Source organism: Ruegeria sp. AD6 (genome assembly GCF_056542325.1).
Map to the genome: position 1 here is coordinate 744,582 of NZ_JBQFZQ010000001.1, position 20,283 is coordinate 764,864.

The window sequence follows — 20,283 nt, forward strand, 5'->3', positions numbered from 1 at the left end:
GTATGCGAAGAATGAAATCGGAATCATTCTTGAACGGGAAAACATTATGTCCAAAGCAGAACAGCGCGCGCAGATGTCCAATGGCGCAGGGTTTATCGCAGCACTGGATCAAAGCGGCGGATCGACTCCCAAGGCGCTGGCGCTTTATGGCGTGGATGCCTCGCAATATGGATCGGACGAGGAAATGTTCGGCGAAATCCAGCAAATGCGCGCGCGGATTATTCTGGCGGATGACTTCACCAAGGACAAAGTGATCGGCGCGATCCTGTTCGAACGCACTTTGGGCGAGGAAATCGAAGGTCGCAAAGTGGCCGATTATCTGTGGTCGGTCAAAGGGATCGTGCCGTTCCTGAAAATCGACAAAGGGCTGGAAGATCAGGCCAATGGCGTTCAGATGATGAAGCCCATTCCGGGGCTGGCTGAAACCCTGGGCAAGGCTGAGGGCGTGTTCGGGACCAAGGAACGCTCGGTCATCCACGAAGCCAACGCCGAAGGCATCGCCGCTGTGGTCGCGCAGCAATTCGACGTTGCGCGCGAGGTTGTCGCCGCAGGCATGGTTCCGATCATCGAGCCTGAGGTGAACATCAACTCGGACACCAAGGCCGAGGCCGAAGATATCCTGAAGGGTGAGTTGCTGAAAAACCTCGACCAGTTGGACGAGGGGCAGGATGTGATGCTCAAGCTAACCATCCCGAGCAACGCGAACCTGTATGACGAGGTTGCAGATCATCCGCGCGTCGTGCGTGTCGTGGCGCTGTCGGGCGGGTATTCGACCGAGCAGGCCTGTGATCTTCTGGGTCAGAACGGCAAGATGATCGCCTCGTTCTCGCGCGCATTGACCGAAGGACTGTCGAAGCAGCAATCAGAAGCCGAGTTCAACGCGGCTTTGGGCGGCAATATCGACAAGATCTTCAACGCGTCCTGCTAAGCCTCAGACCGGTTTGACAAAATCGCGGCGCATCTGCGCCGCTTTTTCCCGGCATATGCAGCCCTCGGCATGGTCATTGACCAATCCCATCGCCTGCATGAAGGCAAAGACCGTGGTGGGTCCGACGAATTTCCAACCGCGTTTTTTCAGGTCCTTCGACATGGCGATGGATTCAGCCGAGGTTGAGGCGCTGCGTGGCGGCGGCGGGATTTCCGGCTCATACCGCCAGACATAAGCGGCCAGAGAGCCTTCCGAGGCGACCAGTTCTTGCGCGCGGCGGGCATTGTTGATCACCGCTTCGATCTTGCCGCGATGGCGGATGATGCCTGGGTCCTGCAACAGGTGTTCGACATCTGCATCGGAAAACTCGGCCATCCTGTTGAAATCAAATCCACAAAAGGCCGCGCGAAAGTTTTCGCGCTTGCGCAGGATCGTCAGCCAGCTGAGGCCGGACTGAAAGCTTTCAAGACACAGTTTCTCGAACAAACGCTGGTCATCGGCCACCGGGTATCCCCATTCATTGTCATGATACTCCGGGAACTCGGGCGCGGCCAAAGACCACGTGCACCGAGGTTTGCCGTCTGGTCCAATGGCTGTGTCCGTCATGCATGTACCCTTTTTGTTCTCAATTCACGCTACACGCATTGAGCACGCGCTGACAAGGGTCAAACCTTGTTGCGATACCAATCTAAAATGAAAACCCGAATAGCGGATGCCAGCCCTGTTTCGGGATCACGGGCCACATCAATCTCTGCCGCCAAAGCATTGATTGGTTGATCTTTTTCCTGCGCTATGTCCCGAAAGGCCCGCCAGAACTCATCTTCCAGAGACACCGATGTGCGATGCCCTTTTAGCGTCAGGGACCGTTTGACGGGACGGCCGCTCATTCATCCAGCTCGTGATTGTCCAGGTCGCGCTTCTGCTTGTCCTGCCGCAGTTTCACGACGTCTTTTTCGGCCTTGGTCCGCCCAAAGGCGACGGCGTTCTGATCTGCGCGGGCCTTCTTTTCGGCCCGCGCCCTTTCTTTGCGAAACCGGTTCAGATTGACCGGCTTGCCCATCAGTCTTTCGGGCCGATCATCTGCTCGGGCCGGACAACGGCGTCAAAGGTCGCCTCATCGACAAAACCCAGCGCGATGGCCTCTTCCTTCAGGGTCGTGCCGTTCTTATGCGCGGTCTTGGCAACGGTGGTGGCGTTGTCATAACCGATGGTCGGAGCCAGCGCCGTAACCAGCATCAGCGATTCCTTCATCAGCTTGTCGATGCGCGGTTCGTTGGCCTTGATGCCCAACAGCATCCGTTCGGTAAAGCTGTCGGCGGCATCGCCCAGCAACTGGATCGACTGCAGCAGGTTGTAGGACATCATCGGGTTATAGACGTTCAGCTCAAAATGCCCCTGCGACCCGGCAAAGGTCATCGCGGCGTTGTTGCCCATCACATGGGCCGCGACCTGAGTCAGCGCCTCGGCCTGAGTCGGGTTCACCTTGCCGGGCATGATCGACGAGCCGGGCTCATTCTCGGGCAGGATCAGTTCACCAAGACCAGAACGCGGGCCGGAGCCCAGGAACCGGATATCGTTGGCGATCTTGTAGCAACTGCCTGCAATCGTCGCCAAAGCACCAGACAGGAAGACCATCGCGTCATGGGCGGCCAGCGCCTCGAACTTGTTCGGCGCTGTGACGAAGGGCAGGCTGGTGATCTCGGCCATATGGCCTGCGACCGCTTCACCCCAACCATTCTGGGTGTTCAGGCCGGTGCCGACGGCTGTGCCGCCTTGCGCCAATTCATAGATCCCCGGCATCGCCGCGTGCACACGGGCAATCCCCTGACGGATCTGGTGGGCGTAGCCGCTGAACTCCTGACCCAGTGTCAGGGGCGTTGCGTCCTGCGTATGGGTCCGGCCGATCTTGATGATGTCCTTGAACTCTTCGGCCTTCTGTTCCAGCCCCGAGGCCAGTTTTTCAAGACCCGGCAGCAACACGTCGCGCACGCTCATCGCGGTGGCGATATGCATGGCGGTGGGGAAGGTGTCGTTCGAGGACTGACCCATGTTGCAGTGATCGTTCGGGTGCACCGGGTCTTTCGAACCGATCACGCCGCCCAGAATCTCGATGGCGCGGTTTGCGATAACTTCGTTCGAGTTCATGTTCGACTGCGTGCCCGAACCGGTCTGCCAGACGACCAGAGGGAAGTTGTCGTCAAACTTGCCCTCGAATACCTCACCAGCGGCCTGAATGATCGCGTCAGCGATTTTGGCGTCCAGCTTGCCGGTCGCCTTGTTTTCCATGGCGCAGGCTTGCTTGATCACGCCCAGCGCGCGCACGATGGCCACGGGCTGTTTCTCCCACCCGATGGGGAAGTTCATGATCGAGCGCTGCGTCTGCGCGCCCCAATACTTGTCGGCAGGAACCTCGAGCGGGCCAAAGCTGTCGGATTCGGTGCGGGTCTGAGACATCTGTCACTCCGTCTGGTATGCAGTCGTATGCCGTTTAGCGGCCACAACGCTGTGACGCAATCGGCCAGTTGCGCGCACCTTAGACATACGGTCCCGAAAGGTATAGCCGTCGGATGGCAACATTTTAATTTGCACCGCACAGGATTGTGCCATTGTGCGCACCGCGCGCATGTTTAGAATAAGGTGGCTGCGGTCGAGGAGGTTTAAATGCCCGAATCTGAACGGATATCGCCAATCAAAGCCATCGCGGTGGCTTTGGCCGCGACCTTGTGGATCGCAGTCCTAAGCGTGTCGGCCCGCGCCGCCGACGTAACGCCGTTTGTCGGAGACTATATCGGTTCGGCAAATGTGGTGGACGCGGACGGAACAAGCACGCCCCGAGACATGAGCGTTTCGATTCACGAGACCAAGAACGGCTTTAATGTCAGTTGGAAAACAACGACCTACAAGCTGGACGGGCGCGTCAAGGAACAGGCGTTTTCAATCGATTTCCAACCGTCTGACCGGCCCGACGTGTTCGCCGCCGCGATGAAGCGCAATGTCTTTGGTCATGAGGTTCCGTTGGACCCCATGAAAGGTGAACCCTTTGTCTGGGGCCGCATCGACGGGGACACGATGACCGTGTTTTCACTGTTTATCGATGAGACCGGCGGATATGAATTGCAGCAGTTCGACCGCACTCTGGCCGAGGGTGGTCTGAACCTGTCCTTCTCGCGCTTTATCAACGGCGAAAAGTCCCGCTCGGTCGAAACGTTTCTGAAGAAACAATAAACCCCGCATGGGTCGCAGGGTTTCAGGGCCTATTTGCGGAAGCTGTCCAACGAGACGACGTCTGCGTCGTGGTGTTCCTCAGGCTCTTCAACCTCAATCGACTCTTCGATGAAGTTGTCTTCTTCCAGCTCGTCCTCGGGGCTTTCGAACCGCAGGCCAAACTCGACGGACGGGTCCACGAAGGTTTTGATGGAGGTATAGGGGATATACAGCGGCTCGGGCGCGTCGCCGAAGTTCAGCGTGATGGCAAAGCCGGTCTCGCCAACCTCAAGGTTTTCGAACCAGTGCTGCATGACAATTGTCATCTCTTCTGGATACCGCTCGCGCAGCCAATCCGCGATCTGCACGCCGGGTTCACGGGTGTCGAAGGTGATGAAAAAATGATGGGTGCCGGGCAGGCCGGTTTCGGAAACGCCGGTCAGAACCGTTTTGATGAGACCGCGCATGGCGGTGTGCATCAGGTTTCCATAGTCGATGTCTTGCGACATGTGTGATCCTCGAAAGTGGTTATCCCCAGCATAGGCGTTTTAACTGGAAACGAAAGAGCAGGTATGGCCGGATTGATCAGAATAGATGGATGGCCATGCCAGCCAGAGCCATCAGCGCCAGTACCGTTGCCATCCCCAATTTTGCCTTGAAAATCAATAGACCTGCGGCAAATGTCAGGGCCAGAGCAGTATAATTTGCGGATAACACGTCCGGAACAGGAGTTGACAGCGGCCCCCAGCTTGCCTGACCGACCACATCAAAGAGAACATTTAGGGCGAACCACACGGACAGGTTGAGAATCACACCGACCACCGCCGCCGTGATGCCGTGCAGCGCGGCTGTCAGCCTTGGCCTCGTCGCAAGGCTGTCCAGATAGGGGGCGGCCAGAAAAATCCAGAGGAAACAGGGAACAAATGTCGCCCATAGCGCCACAGCACCCGCTGCCAGGGCCAATGTGACGCCGCCGTTTATCTGCCCGGTCAGCATGGCAACGAACTGCGTCACCAGAATCAGCGGCCCCGGCGTTGTTTCGGCAAGGCCCAGCGCGTCGATCATCTGGCCTGTGCTGATCCAGTTGTACTGATCGACGACCGTCTGAGTCATGTAGGCCAGAACCGCGTAAGCGCCGCCAAAAGTCACAACCGCCAGACGGGCAAAGAACCAGCCCAGATCGCTGAGCAGTTGGTGCCCCGACAGTGTCAGCAGGACCAGCGGTCCCAGCCACAGGGGCAGCCAAATGGCTATCGTACGAAACGGTTTTGCCAAGGTCGTTGCAGCGGTGGGTTCGGGTGCGGGTACCGCGCCCTTGAAACTGAGATACCCCCAAAGAGCAGCCGTCAGAATGATCAAAGGGAACGGAATGTTGAACAGGAAAATGCCCAGAAACCCGAGACCCGCGAGGATGCGGTGTTCCACATCCGACAGCGCCTTGCGGGACAGTTTGAGCAAAGCCTGTAGGACAATCACGATGACCGTGGCCTTGATCCCAAGAAAGGCCGACTGAACCAGGGGCAGGGTGCCAAATGCTGCGTAAAGCATCACCAAAGCCGCGATCACAATCGCGCCGGGCAGCACAAACAGGGTTCCGGCAATCAACCCGCCGGTCACGCCGCGCAGGCGCCAACCCGCATAGGTCGCCAGTTGCATGGCTTCGGGGCCCGGCAGTAACATGCACAAGGACAAGGCTCGCAGATAGGCTTGCTCATCCAGCCAGGGCCGACGTTCAACCAACTCGTGATGCATCAGCGAGATCTGAGCGGCCGGCCCTCCGAAGGACAGAAGGCCAATCCTGCCGAACACTTGCGTTAATTCCCTGAGTGTAGGCGTCATGATCTGCGATCCGTCGGCCAGTCATGGGTTTCTTCAAACCCGTCGCGCGCCCATCGGTACAGGGCGTCATAGAGATGCATCCCGGCCTCAAGGTTTTCGTGATCGTCACGATATTGTCGTGACAGGCCGACCGAGATGGCCAGTAATCCGGCTGCCTCGGGGGCAAGGTCGTGGCGATTGGTGTCCGCAGCCCGCACCACGGTTGCAAGCCGATCCAACGCTTCAGAGCGCAGGCGCAGCTCGTCCAACAGTGTATCAAATGTGCAGGCGTCGCCTCGGTGGCTCCAGAATGCGTTTTCGATGTCAAAGGGCGTGGCGTTGAATTTTTCTGCGACGCTTTCCACCTCGGCTGGCGCGACGAACAGAAATTTCGCCTTGGGGTCGACAAAGCGACGGATCAGCCAGGGGCAGGCGATACGGTCAATCTTTGGACGGTGCCGCGTGACCCACAGTGTCTGCCCGTTAACCGGCGACGGCACAGACGCGGCCGGAATGCGCAGGCCGTCCGGCAGGTCGCGCCAACCATACATGCCGCCATCCAGATACTCAGCCGCGCAGCCTTCACTGCGCAGCCAGGAAACGACACCTTGGCTGAGTTTCTTGCCCTTTTGACAGATGATAACGCTGCGGCGATCCGAGACCAGCCGCACAAGCCCCGCAATGTCTGCGACCGGGTGCCGGAATGAACCGGGGATCAGATACGGATCCTCCGCAAAATCCTCGTCCAGACAAATATCCACCAGAATCGGGGCCTGAGGTGTTCCGATCAGGCGCGACAATTGCTTTGGGGTAATGGAGTTTGGCGATGCCATGGCATGTTCCTTGTAGTCTCGGATACATGCGAAACTTGGGCTGACGCCTCACGGGGCGTTCGCAATCTTACCCCATGGCTCTTGCTATCGTGCAAGCCGCCCATGGGTCAAGATTGCACCGCATTCGGATTAGGCCCAATCCAGCCTTTGCCCCGTCATACAAACCGGCAGTGTGTCCTGTGGAAACTGACCCAGTTGTTCGAAAAGCGAGACGAAATCGAACTGATTATAGGCTTCGACCATCTTGTCGCCCTTGAATCGCGCCATGACCTGCCCGGTGACCTCCAGCGGTGCCCCGTTATCGGCGCGGAAGGTTTTGACGTGAAGAATGGCTGAAACCCAATCGCCGTTTTCGATGATTTTGGGCATCTCAACAGTGATCTCGCCAAGGATATGACGGAAGGCCATGACCAGATCGCGGAAATCGTCGGCGCCCACCTGCATTTCGGGGATCAACCCCTCGGCCATCGTGTCGGGCGCAAAGTACTGATCGATCGCTTCGGTATTTCCCTGTTCCCAAACCTCGGCGTACCATGCTTTTAGGATATCTGTGTGCTTCATCCCGGCTCTCCTGTCTGACTGGGATGACAGTGGACAAAAGGGATGAACAAACTCTAAATCTGCACAGAAAAAGAATTAAACTCAGACATTACAATATGGAAATGCAGGTTTCTGTTGCCAGGTACCTGCGAACCCCGCCTTACGCGGCTAGGCGCAAGGGCTTAGATTTCGGTCTTGTTACTGCTTACGCAGCAACTGCAACCGGAGCACGATTGTCGTTTGCAATTGTACTATTTTCGCCGGTAACGGTGGCAGACAGCCGAGACAAAGCTAACCCCTTTAGACGTTCGTCGATCCTGTTTCGGCCCCTAAATCCCCAAACGAAGGATGGTTGGTGGAGCCGCCGGGTACCGCCCCCGGGTCCGATCCGCTTATTACGAGCGCGTTTATGTCCATAGTCCCGAAGGACTTCCCCTATATAGGTGAGGCGGCGCTGGGTTGCAAATCCAGATTTTTTAGTGTGGATACGTTCAAGAACAGATGGTTACGTTGTTTTGTTGAAGTTCGCTGCAATCAGCCAGACGGCCAGTACAAGTTCGATTCCACCAAAAGTGGCTGCTTTGACGAATGGCGGGTTGTCCAACGCCAGCGACACGAACCGCCCAAGCGCGGCCCCTGCGTAGACCACGCCCAGCATTGTATAGGCCATCGGCGCGTTCAGCCAGATCACGGCAATGCCGGTTACAACAAACAAACCTCCGACCGAGGCGCGCAATTCACTTAGGCCCATTGTGCTGTCGGTCGGGGCCAGATCCAGCGCGTTGGCGGTGTGGGCGGGGGCCAGAAAGCCGAAAAGGCCGAATCCGATGGTCAGCAAAGCGACGATTATATTCAGGGTTGTTACCATTTCGGCCTCTTCCAACTTGCTTATCCGTCGACAACGGTAATCCGTTGTTTTCCGAAGAAAAGCACTAAATCGCCGACCACAGCCCCAGAACTCCAACCAGAATCAGACTGAGCGCCCAGATCAGTTCCAGATTGAACCAACTGCGGGACAGGAATTGCAGGCCCAGCCAGCGATAGACGGCATAGGCCAAAAGACCTCCGCCAAGGATCATTGCGGCGGTATGCAGCGCTGCCACCCCCAGAACCAGCAGGCCATTCGTTGTCATGATCTGCGAGATTGCCTGATGCCCGGCATCCAATTCATCCAAGCCGCACAGGCCCAGATAGATCGGAACCAGCATCAGCGCGGCCCCATGCGCCAGCGCCACCAGAAAGGACCAAAGCGCCAGTTTGCTTGGGGGGACGCGCGACAGGAATCGCGGGTGGCGCTGGGTGAGGGCGATATAGAGACCCATCGCGATGACGATCAGTGCGGCCCCGATGCGAATCTCGCGTTGGTAGTCAACCAGTACGGCCATCAGGGCAAAGGGCAGCAGGACACCCAGCATCGCCACAAAATGTCCGCCTGCCAAGGCGGCCAGCGCGCGCCACAGGGCGGATTGGCGCTGCTCCATCAATGCCGAAGAAACAGCCAGCGGCCAGCCCATTCCGGGGTTCAACCCGTGATACGCACCGCTGAGGACAACGGCCAGCCAGAGGCCAGCCGTTGATGTCATCAGAACCTCCAACTCAGACCGAGGGGTAGCAGAAGCTGTCGGTCGAGCAGTCTCCGCCCTCTAGCCGGATCTGGTGGCTGCGGTAGCCGTCGGGGAATTCGACCCAGAAGTTCGGGTCCAGCGTCAGGCCACCGTTTTCGCCAACATCGGCCTTGACCATCGCCGCGCCGCGTTCGCCGGGATAGAACTGATCATCCCATGTGGAATAGAGCGAGTTGGTCCAATAGACGCGTTTACCGTCCCGGCTGATCTCGACCATTTGCGGGCCGTAACCAAAATCCTGACCGTTTGGATGTTTGGTTTTCTTGACGATACCACCGATTTCAACCTTGCCCGCCAGCGTCGGATTCATCGGGTCCGAGACATCGTACTGATGCAACTCACCCGTGCCCCAGCAAGCGACATAGAGATACTTGTCGTCGAGGCTCAGGTCGATATCAGTGACCAATGGCGGAACGGCCGAGAATCCCTTCAGCAGATCGGGCAGGTCATCCGGGTCGGCTGGTTGCGGGTCGATGGTGATGGTCTTTTTGGCCTCGAACGTGCCGTCCTCATTGCGCCACCACGTGAAAATCGCGCCTTGCAGGTTGGTGGTGTCCACAACCACGCCGCAGAACCCGTATTGCTTGACCGGATCATGGGCCGGGCGGATTTCCAGCGCCATCTGGTGGTTTTCACCCAGATCGATGGTCTGGATATTGGTCCGGTTGCGTAGGTTCCAGAAGTGGATGCTGTGACCATATTTGTTCGACAACAGATCCTCGGCCACGATGCCGTTTTCGAACTGCGGAGGAAGTCCCCATTCGGAACTGACCATGTAATCGCGTGGCAGGTTCCACCAGAAATCATAGTGCTTGTCCTGCACGCCACGCTCGATCTCATACCGCCCTATGATCTCAAAGCTTTGGCAATCCATGATGAAGATACCCGGAGGGCCATCGGTCCCGTCTTCACCGCCACCACCCAGCGTGCTGACATAGATGCCCTCGGGGCCGCAATGGATGGTGTGAGGGCGGGAATATCCTGTCTTTGCAAAGACTTCCTCGGGTTCGATGATCTTGTGGATCTTGGCCTCAAGCGGGTTCTTGACGTCGATCACGTAAATCCGGCTGGACCGAATGCCCGGGATAATCAGATAGCGCCGTTCCAGAAACGCATGGCCGGTCAGCGGTGACAAGGCCGAGGAACAAGCGTTCCAGCCAAAATGATGAAACTCATCGCCTTTTTCCGGCATCATCACCTTGTGGACGATCTTGCCGAAATCGTCGGATGTCGGATCGACATTCACAACCGCCAGCCCGTCGGGTTGCGAAAAGTCCGGGCTCAGCATCAGCGTGAAAGCAAGCGTCTCGGCGGGGCCTTCCATCGCCAGCTTGGCGGATGGATAAAAGGTTGGGTCCGGTCTTGTGTTCATAACGTCCTCCCGTAAGCAATTGATATTCAATTTGTATTGAGAGTTCCGGTCTTGGCGCCGGGTGACATCCTGCCTGCTCTGTCTTCCTTGTGCCTGTTCGTCTGCGTCAATCCTGGGGCCTGATCGGGATCAGGCGGGTTTGCGTTTGCGTTCGGCCACGTCCTGGGCCAGTTGGCGGGTGTAGGCTTCCAGCTCGACCAAGGTGGCATCGACCGTTGCGGCGTCATGCGCTTCAAGGGCGTCGGCGATCTTGGTGTGAAGCAAGATGATCTCTTCGCGTGACCTTGCTGTGAAGGTGATCATGTTCATCAGGGGCTGCATCGCCTCGACCGCGCCTGCCAGTTGATAGGACAGAACCGGATTGCCCGCGCCATCCACAAGTGCCCGGTGAAAGGCGACGTCCGAGGCGCAAAACGCCTCATCCGTCAAGCCGGGCTGCGCCTGTCGGAAAATCTCGGCCCGCATGGTGGCGAGTTGATCTGCTGTGCGACGCTGCGCAGACAAGGGGGCGCAGGCGCGTTCCAGCGCGTATCGCGCCTCGCAAGCCGTATCGAAGCGCACCGCGTTCATCGACAGCAAAAGGGTCGAGGTGGTGATTTGCTGCGAATACGCATCCTCAAAGCTAATGCGGTTCACAAAGGCCCCGCCGGTTGCCCCGCGCTGGGTACGGATCAGTGATTGTGCCGCCAGACGTTTCAGCGCCTCACGAACCGTTGGGCGTGAGACCTGAAATTGGTCGGCCAATTCGGCCTCGGACGGCAAACGCTCATCCACGATCAACTCACCCGAGACAATCGCATCGCGAATGGCCTGCGCGATTTGCGCGGACAGGTCTGCGGTTTTCTGTGGGTTAATCTTCATTTTGCACGCGGCTTTACGATTTTATTTGTCTGACATTTAAAAGTCTGACATTTGAAAAGCAAGGGAGTTGAGTCGGAGGGGATCACATGAGTCGCGCAATGCTACGCAGCGGGATGTGGCTGGCGTTCTATGTGCTGATCCTGTGGGCCTGGTGGGTCATGTTCTCGATGAGCCGCGACATGGACCTGGATTGGATCGGTCGTCCGGGTCCGATGGGACAGGCCATGGCGGCGATGGATCCGCGTATGGACATGTATATGCCCATGGCCGAGTTTGGTCCGCTGTTCTGGATGTGGGCGATCATGATGGCGGCGATGATGCTGCCGACTCTGGTGCCAACCCTGCGCGGCTATGACGACCTGATCCGCAGCGCCAACGGCACGCGCGCCGGATGGCTGGGCGTTCTGACCGGTTACTTCATCGTCTGGGTGGGCTTCGCGGCGCTGATCACCGGCGTTCAACTAGCTCTGTTGTTTGGTGGGGTCGTTGACATGTTGGGCATCGCCAAGTCCAACTGGGTGGCCGGAGGGTTGCTGATCGTCGTCGGTGCCTTCCAATTCACCCGCGTGAAAGAGGTCTGCCACGGCGTCTGCCATGCGCCGATGACCTATTTCCTGGGCCATTGGAAAACCGGTTTCGCAGGCGGCGTGAAAATGGGGCTGGGCCTTGGCGCGTTTTGTGTGGGCTGCTGTTGGGGCTTCATGGCACTTGGCTTTGTCGGTGGTGTCATGAGCCTATTGTGGATGGGTCTGGCCACCTTGTTCATGGTTTTGGAAAAACTTCCCCAGATCGGGCATGTTGTGACCCGACCCATGGGGTTTGCGTTGATTGCAGGCGGTCTTGTCCTGCTGATCTATCCCTTTGCATACGGAGGATAAGCCGATGGCAAAAAACAGAAAACCCGAAGCGGACAGGCTTCCCATAAGTCAGCGGATCGACAGCCGTATGCCCAACCCGAAACGGCGCGAGATGAGCCCGACGGAATGGGCCATCAAGGGCGAACTGATCCTGAACTGCTCGTGCGATGTGTTTTGTCCCTGCGTTGTCTCGCTGGGCGCGCACCCTCCGACCGAGGGGCATTGTCACGCGTGGATGGGTGTCATCATTGATGAGGGGCATTACGAGGGTGAGGACCTCTCGGGTCTGTGCGTCGGCCTGCTGGTCGACATTCCGGGCCGTATGGGCGAGGGGCAATGGAAAGTCGCCGCCTATGTGGACGAACGTGCCAGCGGCAAGGCGTATAACGGGCTATTGCAGATTTTCAGCGGTCAGGCGGGCGGCACCACCGGCCTGTTCACCATGCTGGTGAGTGAGATCATCGGGGCCGAGCGGGCTCCGGTCGCCATCGAGCGCGACGGCACCAAGCGCCGGATCGTGATCGGTCGCAAAGTTCAGGGTGAGATTGAGATGCTGGCGGGCAAGGATCCCGAGCATCCCGTGATGGTCTCGAACTCGAAATACTGGATGGGACCGGACATCATCGTGGCGCGCGGTACCAAGTCCAAGGTGCGCGATTATGGCCGCGTCTGGGATTTCGGCGGCAAATCAGCCGAGATTTGCCCCATCGATTGGCATGGGCCAAAGTGATGATTACCGGAGCCTATGCGCGTGAATTGTCGCGCTATAATCAATGGCAAAACAGTCAGTTGTCAGAGTTTCTTCAAGCATTGACCCCTGAGGAACTAACGCGAGAACGCGGGGCGTTTTTTGGCTCGATCCTGGGCACAGCGAACCACTTGCTGTGGGGCGATTGGATCTGGATGTCCCGGTTCGACAAGGGGCCGGGCCCGGAAAGCAACATCCATCGCAAAGGCGGCGGCATCCATGAAAGCGTCTATCTGTGCCCTGATCTGGCCAGTTGGCTGTCTCTGCGTAAGACCGTGGATACCCGGATTGCAGATTGGGCGAACACGTTGGGTGATGATCTGATCACCGGCCCGTTTACCTGGTATTCGGCGGCAAAAGAAGGTGATATTACATTGCCTTACGCGCAATGCATCATGCATTTTTTCAACCACCAGACGCATCATCGTGGTCAATTGCACAAAATGCTGACCGAGACCGGGTCTGAGGCCCCGGTCAGTGATCTGGTTTTCCTGCCGCAGGAGGGCTGAATGCCGCAAATATCCTTGTCTCGCCGCTTGCGGCGCACGCCCTTTTCCGACGGGGTCGAGGCTGCGGGGGTTGAAGGCTATACGGTTTACAATCGCATGTTGTTGCCGACGGTTTTTGAAAGTGTCGAAGCCGACTATCGCCATCTGAAAGAGCATGTTCAGGTCTGGGACGTATCCTGCGAGCGGCAGGTGGAACTGCGCGGCCCGGATGCGGCGCGGCTGATGCAGATGCTGACGCCCCGTGACCTGCGCGGGATGCTTCCGGGGCAGTGCTATTACGTGCCCATCGTGGATGAAACCGGTGGGATGCTGAACGATCCCGTTGCGGTGAAACTGTCCGAGGACCGTTGGTGGATTTCCATTGCCGACAGTGATTTGTTGTTGTGGGTCAAAGGATTGGCAAATGGGTATCGGTTGGACGTGCTGGTGGACGAGCCTGACGTCTCGCCTTTGGCAGTTCAGGGGCCCAAGGCCGATGAGTTGATGGCGCGTGTCTTTGGGGATCGGGTGCGAGATATCCGGTTTTTCAAGTTCGATATGTTCGAGTTCGAAGGTCGCGATCTGGCTGTTGCGCGATCAGGCTATTCAAAACAGGGCGGGTTCGAGATCTATGTCGAGGGCGGCGATATCGGGATGCCGCTTTGGAACGCGCTGTTCAAGGCGGGCGAGGACCTTCAGGTGCGGGCCGGGTGTCCGAACCTGATCGAACGCATCGAGGGCGGCCTATTGTCTTATGGCAATGACATGACGGACGACAACACGCCGCATGAATGTGGACTGGGCAAGTTCTGCAACACGCACACGGCCATTGGCTGCATCGGGCGCGATGCCTTGTTGCGCGTGGCCAAGGAAGGCCCGGTGCAACAAATCCGTCCGATTGCGATTCAGGGCGACCCGGTGCCGCCCTGCGATCGACCCTGGCCGGCTTTTGTGGATGGGAAACAGGTGGGGCAGGTGACCTCGTCTGTTTGGTCGCCCGATTTCGAAACGAATGTCTCCATAGGCATGATCCGCCTGAGCCATTGGGAACCGGGGACCGAACTGGATGTTGAAACGCCGGATGGCACGCGCCGCGCGCAGGTGAAGGCGCATTTTTGGGTTTAGAGGGGGAAGGGGGCTCTGCCCCCGTCGCTGCGCGACTCCCCCGGGATATTTTTAGCCAGATGAAGACTCGGATCTGGTTTTTTGGAAACGAAAGGAACTGCAAATGTTCAATGCGTTGGTAATGGACAAGGATGAAGAAAGCGGGCTGGCGAGCGCTTCGGTCAAGCAGCTTTCAGCAGATGATCTGCCCCATGGTGAGGTGACGGTTGCCGTCGAATACTCGACAGTGAACTATAAGGACGGTCTGTGCATGTCGCCCAAAGGGGGCGGGTTGGTGCGGTCGTACCCACATGTGCCGGGCATCGATTATGCGGGTACGGTCGAGGCGTCCTCGGACGATCGGTACGCGCCCGGCGACAAGGTGGTATTGACCGGTTGGCGCGTGGGTGAGGCGCATTGGGGCGGATATTCGCAGAAAGCCAACGCTTTGGCGGATTGGCTGGTTCCCTTGCCGGACGGGCTGAGCGCGCGGCAGGCGATGGCGGTGGGAACTGCTGGTTTCACGGCCATGCTGGCTGTCATGGCGTTGGAGGATCATGGTCTGTCCCCGGACAAAGGTCCGGTTCTGGTCACCGGTGCCGCAGGCGGCGTTGGGTCCGTGGCGACCGCCATTCTGGGCAACCTGGGTTACGAGGTCGCCGCCGTGACCGGGCGGCCCGAGACCGGGGATTATCTGAAGTCGCTTGGGGCCACGACCATTGTGCCGCGTGAGGAGTTGAACGAGACCACCAAACGCCCGCTGGAAAGCGAAACCTGGGCGGGTTGTGTGGATGCTGTTGGCGGAGAGATGCTGGCGCGGGTGCTGGGGCAGATGAAATACGGCGGCTCGGTCGCGGCCGTAGGTCTGGCCGGGGGCGCGGGGCTGCCTGCGACAGTGATTCCCTTCCTGTTGCGCGGTGTGAACCTGCTGGGCATCGACAGCGTGATGCAGCCCTATGAAAACCGCGTGCGCGCGTGGCAGCGGATCGCGACCGACCTGCCTATGGATAAGCTGGAGGCGATGGTGCACCCCGCCGCGCTGTCCGATCTGCCCGGACTGGGCGCGGATATTCTCAAAGGTCAGGTCAAAGGGCGCGTGGTTGTCGACGTGAACGCCTGATCTGACATGGCAGCCGGGGCGTGCCTGTCCCGGCTGATCAAAACCTGGCGAAAAAGGACCGAAACAACTCTGGTCATTGGCACAATTCCTGATCATGATTGCTATACATCCCAAGTGCGATGGCGTAAGACCCATCCAAACAGCACCTGAAGACGGGGAGTGAGCAGCATGTCTGACGACTTCGAACTGGACACCGATGATCTGAAGCGCCGCATGGAAGGCGCGATGTCCAACCTCAGAACCGAATTTGCCTCACTGCGGACCGGGCGGGCCTCGGCCTCGATGCTGGAGCCGGTGATGGTGGATGCTTATGGGTCGATGACACCGATCAATCAGGTTGGCACGGTCAATGTGCCCGAGCCCCGGATGGTGACGGTCAATGTCTGGGATAAGTCCCTGGTCGGTAAGGTGGAAAAGGCAATCCGTGAAAGCGGGCTGGGGATCAATCCACAGCTAAACGGCACGATCATCATGTTGCCGATCCCCGAACTGAACGAAGAACGTCGCCGCGAGTTGGGCAAGGTCGCCGGGCAGTACGCCGAAAGCGCCCGGGTTTCGATCCGGAATGTGCGCCGCGACGGGATGGACCAGATCAAGAAAGCCAAGGCTGACGGCATGTCCGAGGACGATCAGAAGTTCTGGGAAAGCGAAGTGCAGGACCTGACGGATGAGATGATCAAGGCCGTTGATGCCGCGCTTGAGACCAAGCAGTCCGAAATCATGCAGGTCTGAGCCGGTCTCATGCCCAAAGATCCCCACACCGAGCCCTGTGCTGGTCCGCGCCATGTGGCCATTATCATGGATGGCAATGGCCGTTGGGCGCAGGCGCGCGGTCGGCCCCGGCTGTTTGGGCACCATGCAGGCGCACGGCGCGTGCGCGAAGTGGTTGAGGCCTGCCCGGGACTGGGGATCAAATACCTGACAATCTTTGCCTTTTCGACCGAGAATTGGAAGCGGACACAGGTCGAGGTCGCCGGGCTGATGAGCCTGTTTCGCCGGTATATCCTGAAAGAAACCAAGACGCTGGCGGATAACGGCATTCGTGTGCGGTTCATCGGGGATCGGGTGCGCCTGGATTCCAAGTTGACCGATCTGATGGATTCTCTTGAGGAAGAGACCAAGGATAATGACCTTGTCCATCTGACGGTGGCGCTGAACTACGGCGGTCGGGATGAGGTTGCGCGGGCCACCAAACGTCTGGCCAGTGATGTCGCCGAGGGGCGGTTGAAGCCTGAAGATGTGGATGAAGAAACCCTGCCGAAATATCTGGATACCCGGGTTCTTCCCGACCCTGATCTGGTGATCCGCACCAGTGGTGAGGCTCGGATTTCGAACTTTCTGCTCTGGCAGTCGGCCTATTCCGAATATGAGTTCATCGACACCTTGTGGCCCGATTTCACCGCCGCTGAACTGGAACGCCTGTGTCGCAACTACGGCTCGCGCGAGAGACGCTTTGGGGCAGTTCCGGCATGAGCGAAGGCCGATGGTCTGATCTGACGACGCGGGTTCTGTCCGCCATTGTGCTTGTGGCCATCGGCTCGATCGAGGTGTGGCTGGGCGGTCTGTGGTTCGAGGCGTTCATCGCCATCGCCTGCGCCATCATGACATGGGAACTGGTTCGGATGATCGAACCGCAGCGCATGGGTGTGGCGGTTCAACTGGGCATTCTGACGGGCATCGCGGTGGTTCTGAGTTACCATGTGCCGCCGCTTTACAAACTACCGATCTTGCTGGCCCCGGCGCTGGTGGGGGCCGGGCAGGTCAGCCACTCCAGGGGGCTGTACGCCATCTTTGTGATCTGGATTGCCGGGGCAGGGCTGGGATTTATCTCGATCCGCGAGAATATGGGGTTCGGCTGGATGATCTGGCTGATCGCCATTGTGGTCGCCACCGATGTCGCGGGTTATTTCGTGGGCAAGGCCATCGGCGGGCCGAAGTTCTGGCCCAAGGTCAGCCCCAAGAAGACATGGTCTGGTACGGCAGGCGGTTGGGTCGCTGCTGCTATTGTCGGGGTCGCGTTTGCCGCCCATGGCGGGTTTGGTGTTCTGTTCGTAGTGGTCTCGGTCTTTGCGTCCATGGCCAGTCAGGCGGGCGATATCGTGGAAAGCGCGGTCAAGCGCAGGTTTGGGGTCAAGGACAGTTCGAGCCTGATACCGGGCCATGGCGGGTTTCTGGACCGGTTTGACGGTATGATGGGTGCGGCCCTGTTTGTCTTGCTGGCAGGCCTGCTTTATTCACCCGGGGCAATGTGATGCGCAAAGTATCGATTTTTGGCGCGACCGGTTCTGTCGGTCAGAACACGATTGATCTGATCGCGCGGGATCCGCAGGCCTATGACGTCGTGGCGCTGACAGGTGGTGCAAATATCGAACAGCTTGCCGCGGACGCCCGTCGCTTGAATGCCGATCTGGCCGTCACGGCCTTTGAGGATCGCCTGCCGGACCTGCGCGATGCGTTGCAGGGGTCTGGTGTCGAAGCTGCCGCAGGATCTCAAGCTCTGACCGAAGCGGCGGCGCGCCCGGCGGATTGGGTGATGTCTGCAATTGTCGGATCAGCTGGTCTTGCGCCGGGGATTGAAGCGTTGAAGCAAGGTGCAACGCTGGCACTTGCCAACAAAGAAACACTGGTATGTGCCGGGCCTTTGGTTTTGGAAACGGCCAGGACCCACAATGCCCGCCTGCTACCGGTGGACAGCGAGCATTCGGCCGTGTTTCAGGCACTGGTGGGGGAAGAGATTGATGCGGTCGAGCGCATCATCATCACCGCCAGCGGCGGCGCCTTCCGGGACTGGCCACTAGACGATCTGGCCAAGGCGACGGTCGAACAGGCCTCGAGCCACCCGAATTGGGATATGGGGCAGCGGATTACCATCGACAGCGCGTCGATGTTCAACAAGGCGCTTGAGGTCATCGAAACGAAAGAGTTCTTTGGCGTCGCCCCGGATCAGATCGAGGTTCTGGTCCATCCCGAATCCATCGTTCATGCGCTGGTCGGGTTTCGCGACGGTGCGGTGATGGCCCATATGGGCGCGCCGGATATGCGTCACGCCATTGGATTCGCGCTACATTGGCCCAAGCGGCAGGACTTGCCCGTTCAGCGGCTGGATCTGCCCGCCATTGGGCAGTTGAACTTTCAAGACCCCGATCTGGCCCGCTATCCGGCGCTGAAGCTGGCGCGGGACGTGATGGCGCGCGGGGGCTTGTCGGGGGCTGTGTTCAACGCGGCCAAGGAACGGGCGCTGGATCACTTTATCGCGGGTCAAATCGATTTCCCCAGCATGGCGGATATTGTCGCAATGGTTCTGGACAGATTCGATGCGGGACATAGTCTTATTGATGCCGCTTTGACTCTTGATAACGTACAGCAAACGGACCATCTGGCACGGCAATGGGCGGATGAAGCCGTAAGCAAACGAGCAGGATAGACATTTGGACCTACTTTCCCTGATCCCGCAATTTGGCAATTTGCTTTGGACCATTGTGGCCTTTGTCATCGCCTTGTCCGCAATTGTTGCGGTCCACGAATATGGCCATTACATCGTCGGGCGCTGGTCAGGCATTCATGCCGAGGTCTTCTCGATCGGGTTTGGCCCCGTGCTGTGGAGCCGCATGGACAAGCGCGGCACCCGCTGGCAGGTCGCTCTGTTGCCATTTGGCGGCTATGTGAAGTTTCTGGGCGATGCCAACGCCGCGTCGGGCAAGGACGAAGAGGCGATGGAAGAGATCGCCGAACAAAGCCCCGAAGAACTGCGTCGCACGATGCACGGCGCGCCACTCTGGGCGCGGGCGGCCACTGTTGCGGCGGGCCCGGTGTTCAACTTTGCAATGTCGATCATCGTGTTTGGGATGATCTTCTGGTCTCAGGGCGTGTCGCGCGAGCCTTTGACCGTGGGTGAGTTGCAGCCCCTGCCGGGCACCGTTCAGGGTTTGCAGGTCGGGGATGAGATCGTCGCAATCGCGGGCATCCAAACACCGGATTTCGATGAGGAAAGCACCTGGAGCGAGTTCACCGACTCGCTGCCGGTTGAGCCGGTTCTGGACTACACGGTCATTCGCGATGGGCAGACCATCGATGTCGAAGCCCCGTGGCTGTTTCCGCCGCTGATCCGTCAGGTGGCACCGCGCAGCGCGGCCATGGATATTCAGCTGGAGCAGGGGGACGTCATCACCTCGGTAAATGGTGAACCGATCTTTGCGTTCGAGCAACTCAAGGAATTTGTCGAAAGCTCGGATGGTCGGGTTCTGTTGCTGAATGTCTGGCGCGACGGGGCCGATCTTGAGTTTGCACTGGCCCCGCGCCGCACGGATGAGCCGAAGTCTGATGGCGGTTTTCAGACCCATTGGCGTATCGGGATCGTCGGTGGCATGATGCTGGAACCTGCAACCCAGCCTGCGGGTCTGTTTGACTCGCTTACAGGCGGCGTCAATCAGACGATCCGCATCATTGAAGGATCGCTGTCGGGGATGTGGCATATGATCACCGGCGCGATCAGCACCTGCAACATCTCCGGCCCGATTGGCATCGCCGAGACGTCGGGCGCAATGGCCAGCCAAGGCGCGCAAAGCTTTATCTTCTTCATCGCCGTCCTGTCCACCGCAGTCGGGTTGCTGAACCTGTTCCCGATCCCGGCTCTGGATGGTGGTCATCTGCTGTTCTACGCTTACGAGGCTGTGACCGGAAAACCGCCCAGTGACATGGCTTTGCGGATCCTGATGACCGTCGGAATCACGGTTATTCTCAGCCTGATGTTGTTCTCGGTGACCAACGACCTGTTTTGCTGATTGT

At 58.6% G+C, this 20,283-nt stretch carries 24 protein-coding genes and 1 other RNA gene; 12 read left to right on the plus strand and 13 right to left on the minus strand.

Annotation, left to right across the window (positions count from 1 at the left end; translation table 11 throughout):
• Window positions 1-46 precede the first annotated feature (46 nt).
• Window positions 47-928, plus strand: a complete 882-nt coding sequence (locus ACR0KJ_RS03520; RefSeq protein WP_170621770.1) for a fructose bisphosphate aldolase — start codon at window positions 47-49, stop codon at window positions 926-928.
• A gap of 3 nt (window positions 929-931) precedes the next feature.
• Here ACR0KJ_RS03520 and ACR0KJ_RS03525 read toward each other — a convergent pair whose 3' ends face one another.
• Genes ACR0KJ_RS03525 through fumC form a run of 4 tightly spaced genes read right to left on the minus strand, consistent with a single transcriptional unit; the run spans window position 932 to window position 3,382 of the window.
• Window positions 932-1,534 (minus strand): DNA-3-methyladenine glycosylase I, encoded by a 603-nt coding sequence (locus tag ACR0KJ_RS03525; RefSeq protein ID WP_480581289.1) that lies wholly within the window; start codon window positions 1,532-1,534, stop codon window positions 932-934.
• A 59-nt stretch (window positions 1,535-1,593) separates the two neighbouring features.
• A complete protein-coding gene (locus ACR0KJ_RS03530; RefSeq protein WP_170518449.1) occupies window positions 1,594-1,815 on the minus strand; it encodes a ribbon-helix-helix domain-containing protein in 222 nt (73 codons plus the stop codon).
• Window positions 1,812-1,988: a DUF4169 family protein gene (locus tag ACR0KJ_RS03535; protein ID WP_170450832.1), complete on the minus strand. Its 177-nt coding sequence runs from the start codon at window positions 1,986-1,988 to the stop codon at window positions 1,812-1,814. The genes ACR0KJ_RS03530 and ACR0KJ_RS03535 overlap by 4 nt, the downstream gene beginning before the upstream one ends.
• Window positions 1,988-3,382, minus strand: a complete 1,395-nt coding sequence (fumC, locus tag ACR0KJ_RS03540; protein WP_480581286.1) for a class II fumarate hydratase — start codon at window positions 3,380-3,382, stop codon at window positions 1,988-1,990. Before fumC ends, ACR0KJ_RS03535 begins: the two co-directional genes overlap by 1 nt.
• Before the next feature lie 207 nt (window positions 3,383-3,589).
• Here fumC and ACR0KJ_RS03545 point away from each other — a divergent pair, with 207 nt between their 5' ends.
• Window positions 3,590-4,153: a hypothetical protein gene (locus tag ACR0KJ_RS03545; protein ID WP_170450829.1), complete on the plus strand. Its 564-nt coding sequence runs from the start codon at window positions 3,590-3,592 to the stop codon at window positions 4,151-4,153.
• 29 nt (window positions 4,154-4,182) lie between these two features.
• On the opposite strand, the gene ACR0KJ_RS03550 is transcribed toward ACR0KJ_RS03545, so the two are convergent.
• The 9 genes from ACR0KJ_RS03550 to ACR0KJ_RS03590 form a co-directional block, all read right to left on the minus strand.
• Entirely contained in the window at window positions 4,183-4,641 is a 459-nt protein-coding gene (locus tag ACR0KJ_RS03550; protein ID WP_170450827.1) for a ClpXP protease specificity-enhancing factor SspB, read from the minus strand.
• Window positions 4,642-4,717: 76 nt separating this feature from the next.
• Window positions 4,718-5,971, minus strand: a complete 1,254-nt coding sequence (gene chrA / locus ACR0KJ_RS03555) for a chromate efflux transporter (RefSeq protein WP_480625984.1) — start codon at window positions 5,969-5,971, stop codon at window positions 4,718-4,720.
• Window positions 5,968-6,783, minus strand: coding sequence for a chromate resistance protein ChrB domain-containing protein (locus tag ACR0KJ_RS03560; RefSeq protein WP_480625985.1), 816 nt, complete (start codon window positions 6,781-6,783; stop codon window positions 5,968-5,970). Before ACR0KJ_RS03560 ends, chrA begins: the two co-directional genes overlap by 4 nt.
• A 129-nt stretch (window positions 6,784-6,912) precedes the next feature.
• The gene (locus ACR0KJ_RS03565; RefSeq protein ID WP_170450821.1) at window positions 6,913-7,344 is read right to left on the minus strand and encodes an ester cyclase; all 432 of its coding nucleotides are present in this window, start codon (window positions 7,342-7,344) and stop codon (window positions 6,913-6,915) included.
• A gap of 100 nt (window positions 7,345-7,444) precedes the next feature.
• Window positions 7,445-7,792, minus strand: a transfer-messenger RNA (tmRNA) gene (gene ssrA / locus ACR0KJ_RS03570).
• A 36-nt stretch (window positions 7,793-7,828) separates the two neighbouring features.
• Window positions 7,829-8,191 (minus strand): DUF4345 family protein, encoded by a 363-nt coding sequence (locus ACR0KJ_RS03575; RefSeq protein ID WP_170450819.1) that lies wholly within the window; start codon window positions 8,189-8,191, stop codon window positions 7,829-7,831.
• A 64-nt stretch (window positions 8,192-8,255) separates the two neighbouring features.
• Complete coding sequence (locus tag ACR0KJ_RS03580) at window positions 8,256-8,906, minus strand: hypothetical protein (RefSeq protein WP_170450817.1); 651 nt, start codon at window positions 8,904-8,906, stop codon at window positions 8,256-8,258.
• Between the two features lie 13 nt (window positions 8,907-8,919).
• Window positions 8,920-10,320: a selenium-binding protein SBP56-related protein gene (locus ACR0KJ_RS03585; RefSeq protein WP_170450815.1), complete on the minus strand. Its 1,401-nt coding sequence runs from the start codon at window positions 10,318-10,320 to the stop codon at window positions 8,920-8,922.
• A gap of 129 nt (window positions 10,321-10,449) precedes the next feature.
• A complete protein-coding gene (locus ACR0KJ_RS03590; protein ID WP_170450814.1) occupies window positions 10,450-11,181 on the minus strand; it encodes a GntR family transcriptional regulator in 732 nt (243 codons plus the stop codon).
• Window positions 11,182-11,267: 86 nt separating this feature from the next.
• Between ACR0KJ_RS03590 and ACR0KJ_RS03595 the strand changes: the two genes are divergently transcribed.
• The 10 genes from ACR0KJ_RS03595 to rseP all read left to right on the plus strand — a co-directional run bounded on the left by ACR0KJ_RS03595 (window position 11,268) and on the right by rseP (window position 20,279).
• Window positions 11,268-12,059 (plus strand): DUF2182 domain-containing protein, encoded by a 792-nt coding sequence (locus ACR0KJ_RS03595; protein ID WP_170450812.1) that lies wholly within the window; start codon window positions 11,268-11,270, stop codon window positions 12,057-12,059.
• A 4-nt stretch (window positions 12,060-12,063) separates the two neighbouring features.
• Window positions 12,064-12,768 (plus strand): DUF1326 domain-containing protein, encoded by a 705-nt coding sequence (locus tag ACR0KJ_RS03600; RefSeq protein ID WP_170450809.1) that lies wholly within the window; start codon window positions 12,064-12,066, stop codon window positions 12,766-12,768.
• A complete protein-coding gene (locus ACR0KJ_RS03605; RefSeq protein WP_480626271.1) occupies window positions 12,768-13,295 on the plus strand; it encodes a DinB family protein in 528 nt (175 codons plus the stop codon). The genes ACR0KJ_RS03600 and ACR0KJ_RS03605 overlap by 1 nt, the downstream gene beginning before the upstream one ends.
• A complete protein-coding gene (locus ACR0KJ_RS03610; protein ID WP_480625986.1) occupies window positions 13,296-14,399 on the plus strand; it encodes a dimethylsulfoniopropionate demethylase in 1,104 nt (367 codons plus the stop codon). It abuts the gene before it with no gap.
• 103 nt (window positions 14,400-14,502) lie between these two features.
• Window positions 14,503-15,498, plus strand: a complete 996-nt coding sequence (gene acuI / locus ACR0KJ_RS03615) for an acryloyl-CoA reductase (protein ID WP_170450802.1) — start codon at window positions 14,503-14,505, stop codon at window positions 15,496-15,498.
• 168 nt (window positions 15,499-15,666) lie between these two features.
• Window positions 15,667-16,230 carry a ribosome recycling factor gene (gene frr / locus ACR0KJ_RS03620; protein ID WP_170450800.1) on the plus strand — a complete coding sequence of 188 codons (564 nt, stop codon included), beginning with the start codon at window positions 15,667-15,669 and terminating at the stop codon, window positions 16,228-16,230.
• Window positions 16,231-16,239: 9 nt separating this feature from the next.
• On the plus strand, window positions 16,240-16,971 hold the full coding sequence (locus ACR0KJ_RS03625) for an isoprenyl transferase (RefSeq protein WP_170450798.1): 732 nt from the start codon (window positions 16,240-16,242) through the stop codon (window positions 16,969-16,971).
• Window positions 16,968-17,750: a phosphatidate cytidylyltransferase gene (locus tag ACR0KJ_RS03630; protein ID WP_480625987.1), complete on the plus strand. Its 783-nt coding sequence runs from the start codon at window positions 16,968-16,970 to the stop codon at window positions 17,748-17,750. Before ACR0KJ_RS03625 ends, ACR0KJ_RS03630 begins: the two co-directional genes overlap by 4 nt.
• A complete protein-coding gene (gene dxr / locus ACR0KJ_RS03635) occupies window positions 17,750-18,922 on the plus strand; it encodes a 1-deoxy-D-xylulose-5-phosphate reductoisomerase (protein WP_170518492.1) in 1,173 nt (390 codons plus the stop codon). The genes ACR0KJ_RS03630 and dxr overlap by 1 nt, the downstream gene beginning before the upstream one ends.
• Before the next feature lie 4 nt (window positions 18,923-18,926).
• Window positions 18,927-20,279 (plus strand): RIP metalloprotease RseP, encoded by a 1,353-nt coding sequence (gene rseP, locus ACR0KJ_RS03640; protein ID WP_480625988.1) that lies wholly within the window; start codon window positions 18,927-18,929, stop codon window positions 20,277-20,279.
• The last annotated feature ends 4 nt before the right edge of the window (window positions 20,280-20,283 follow it).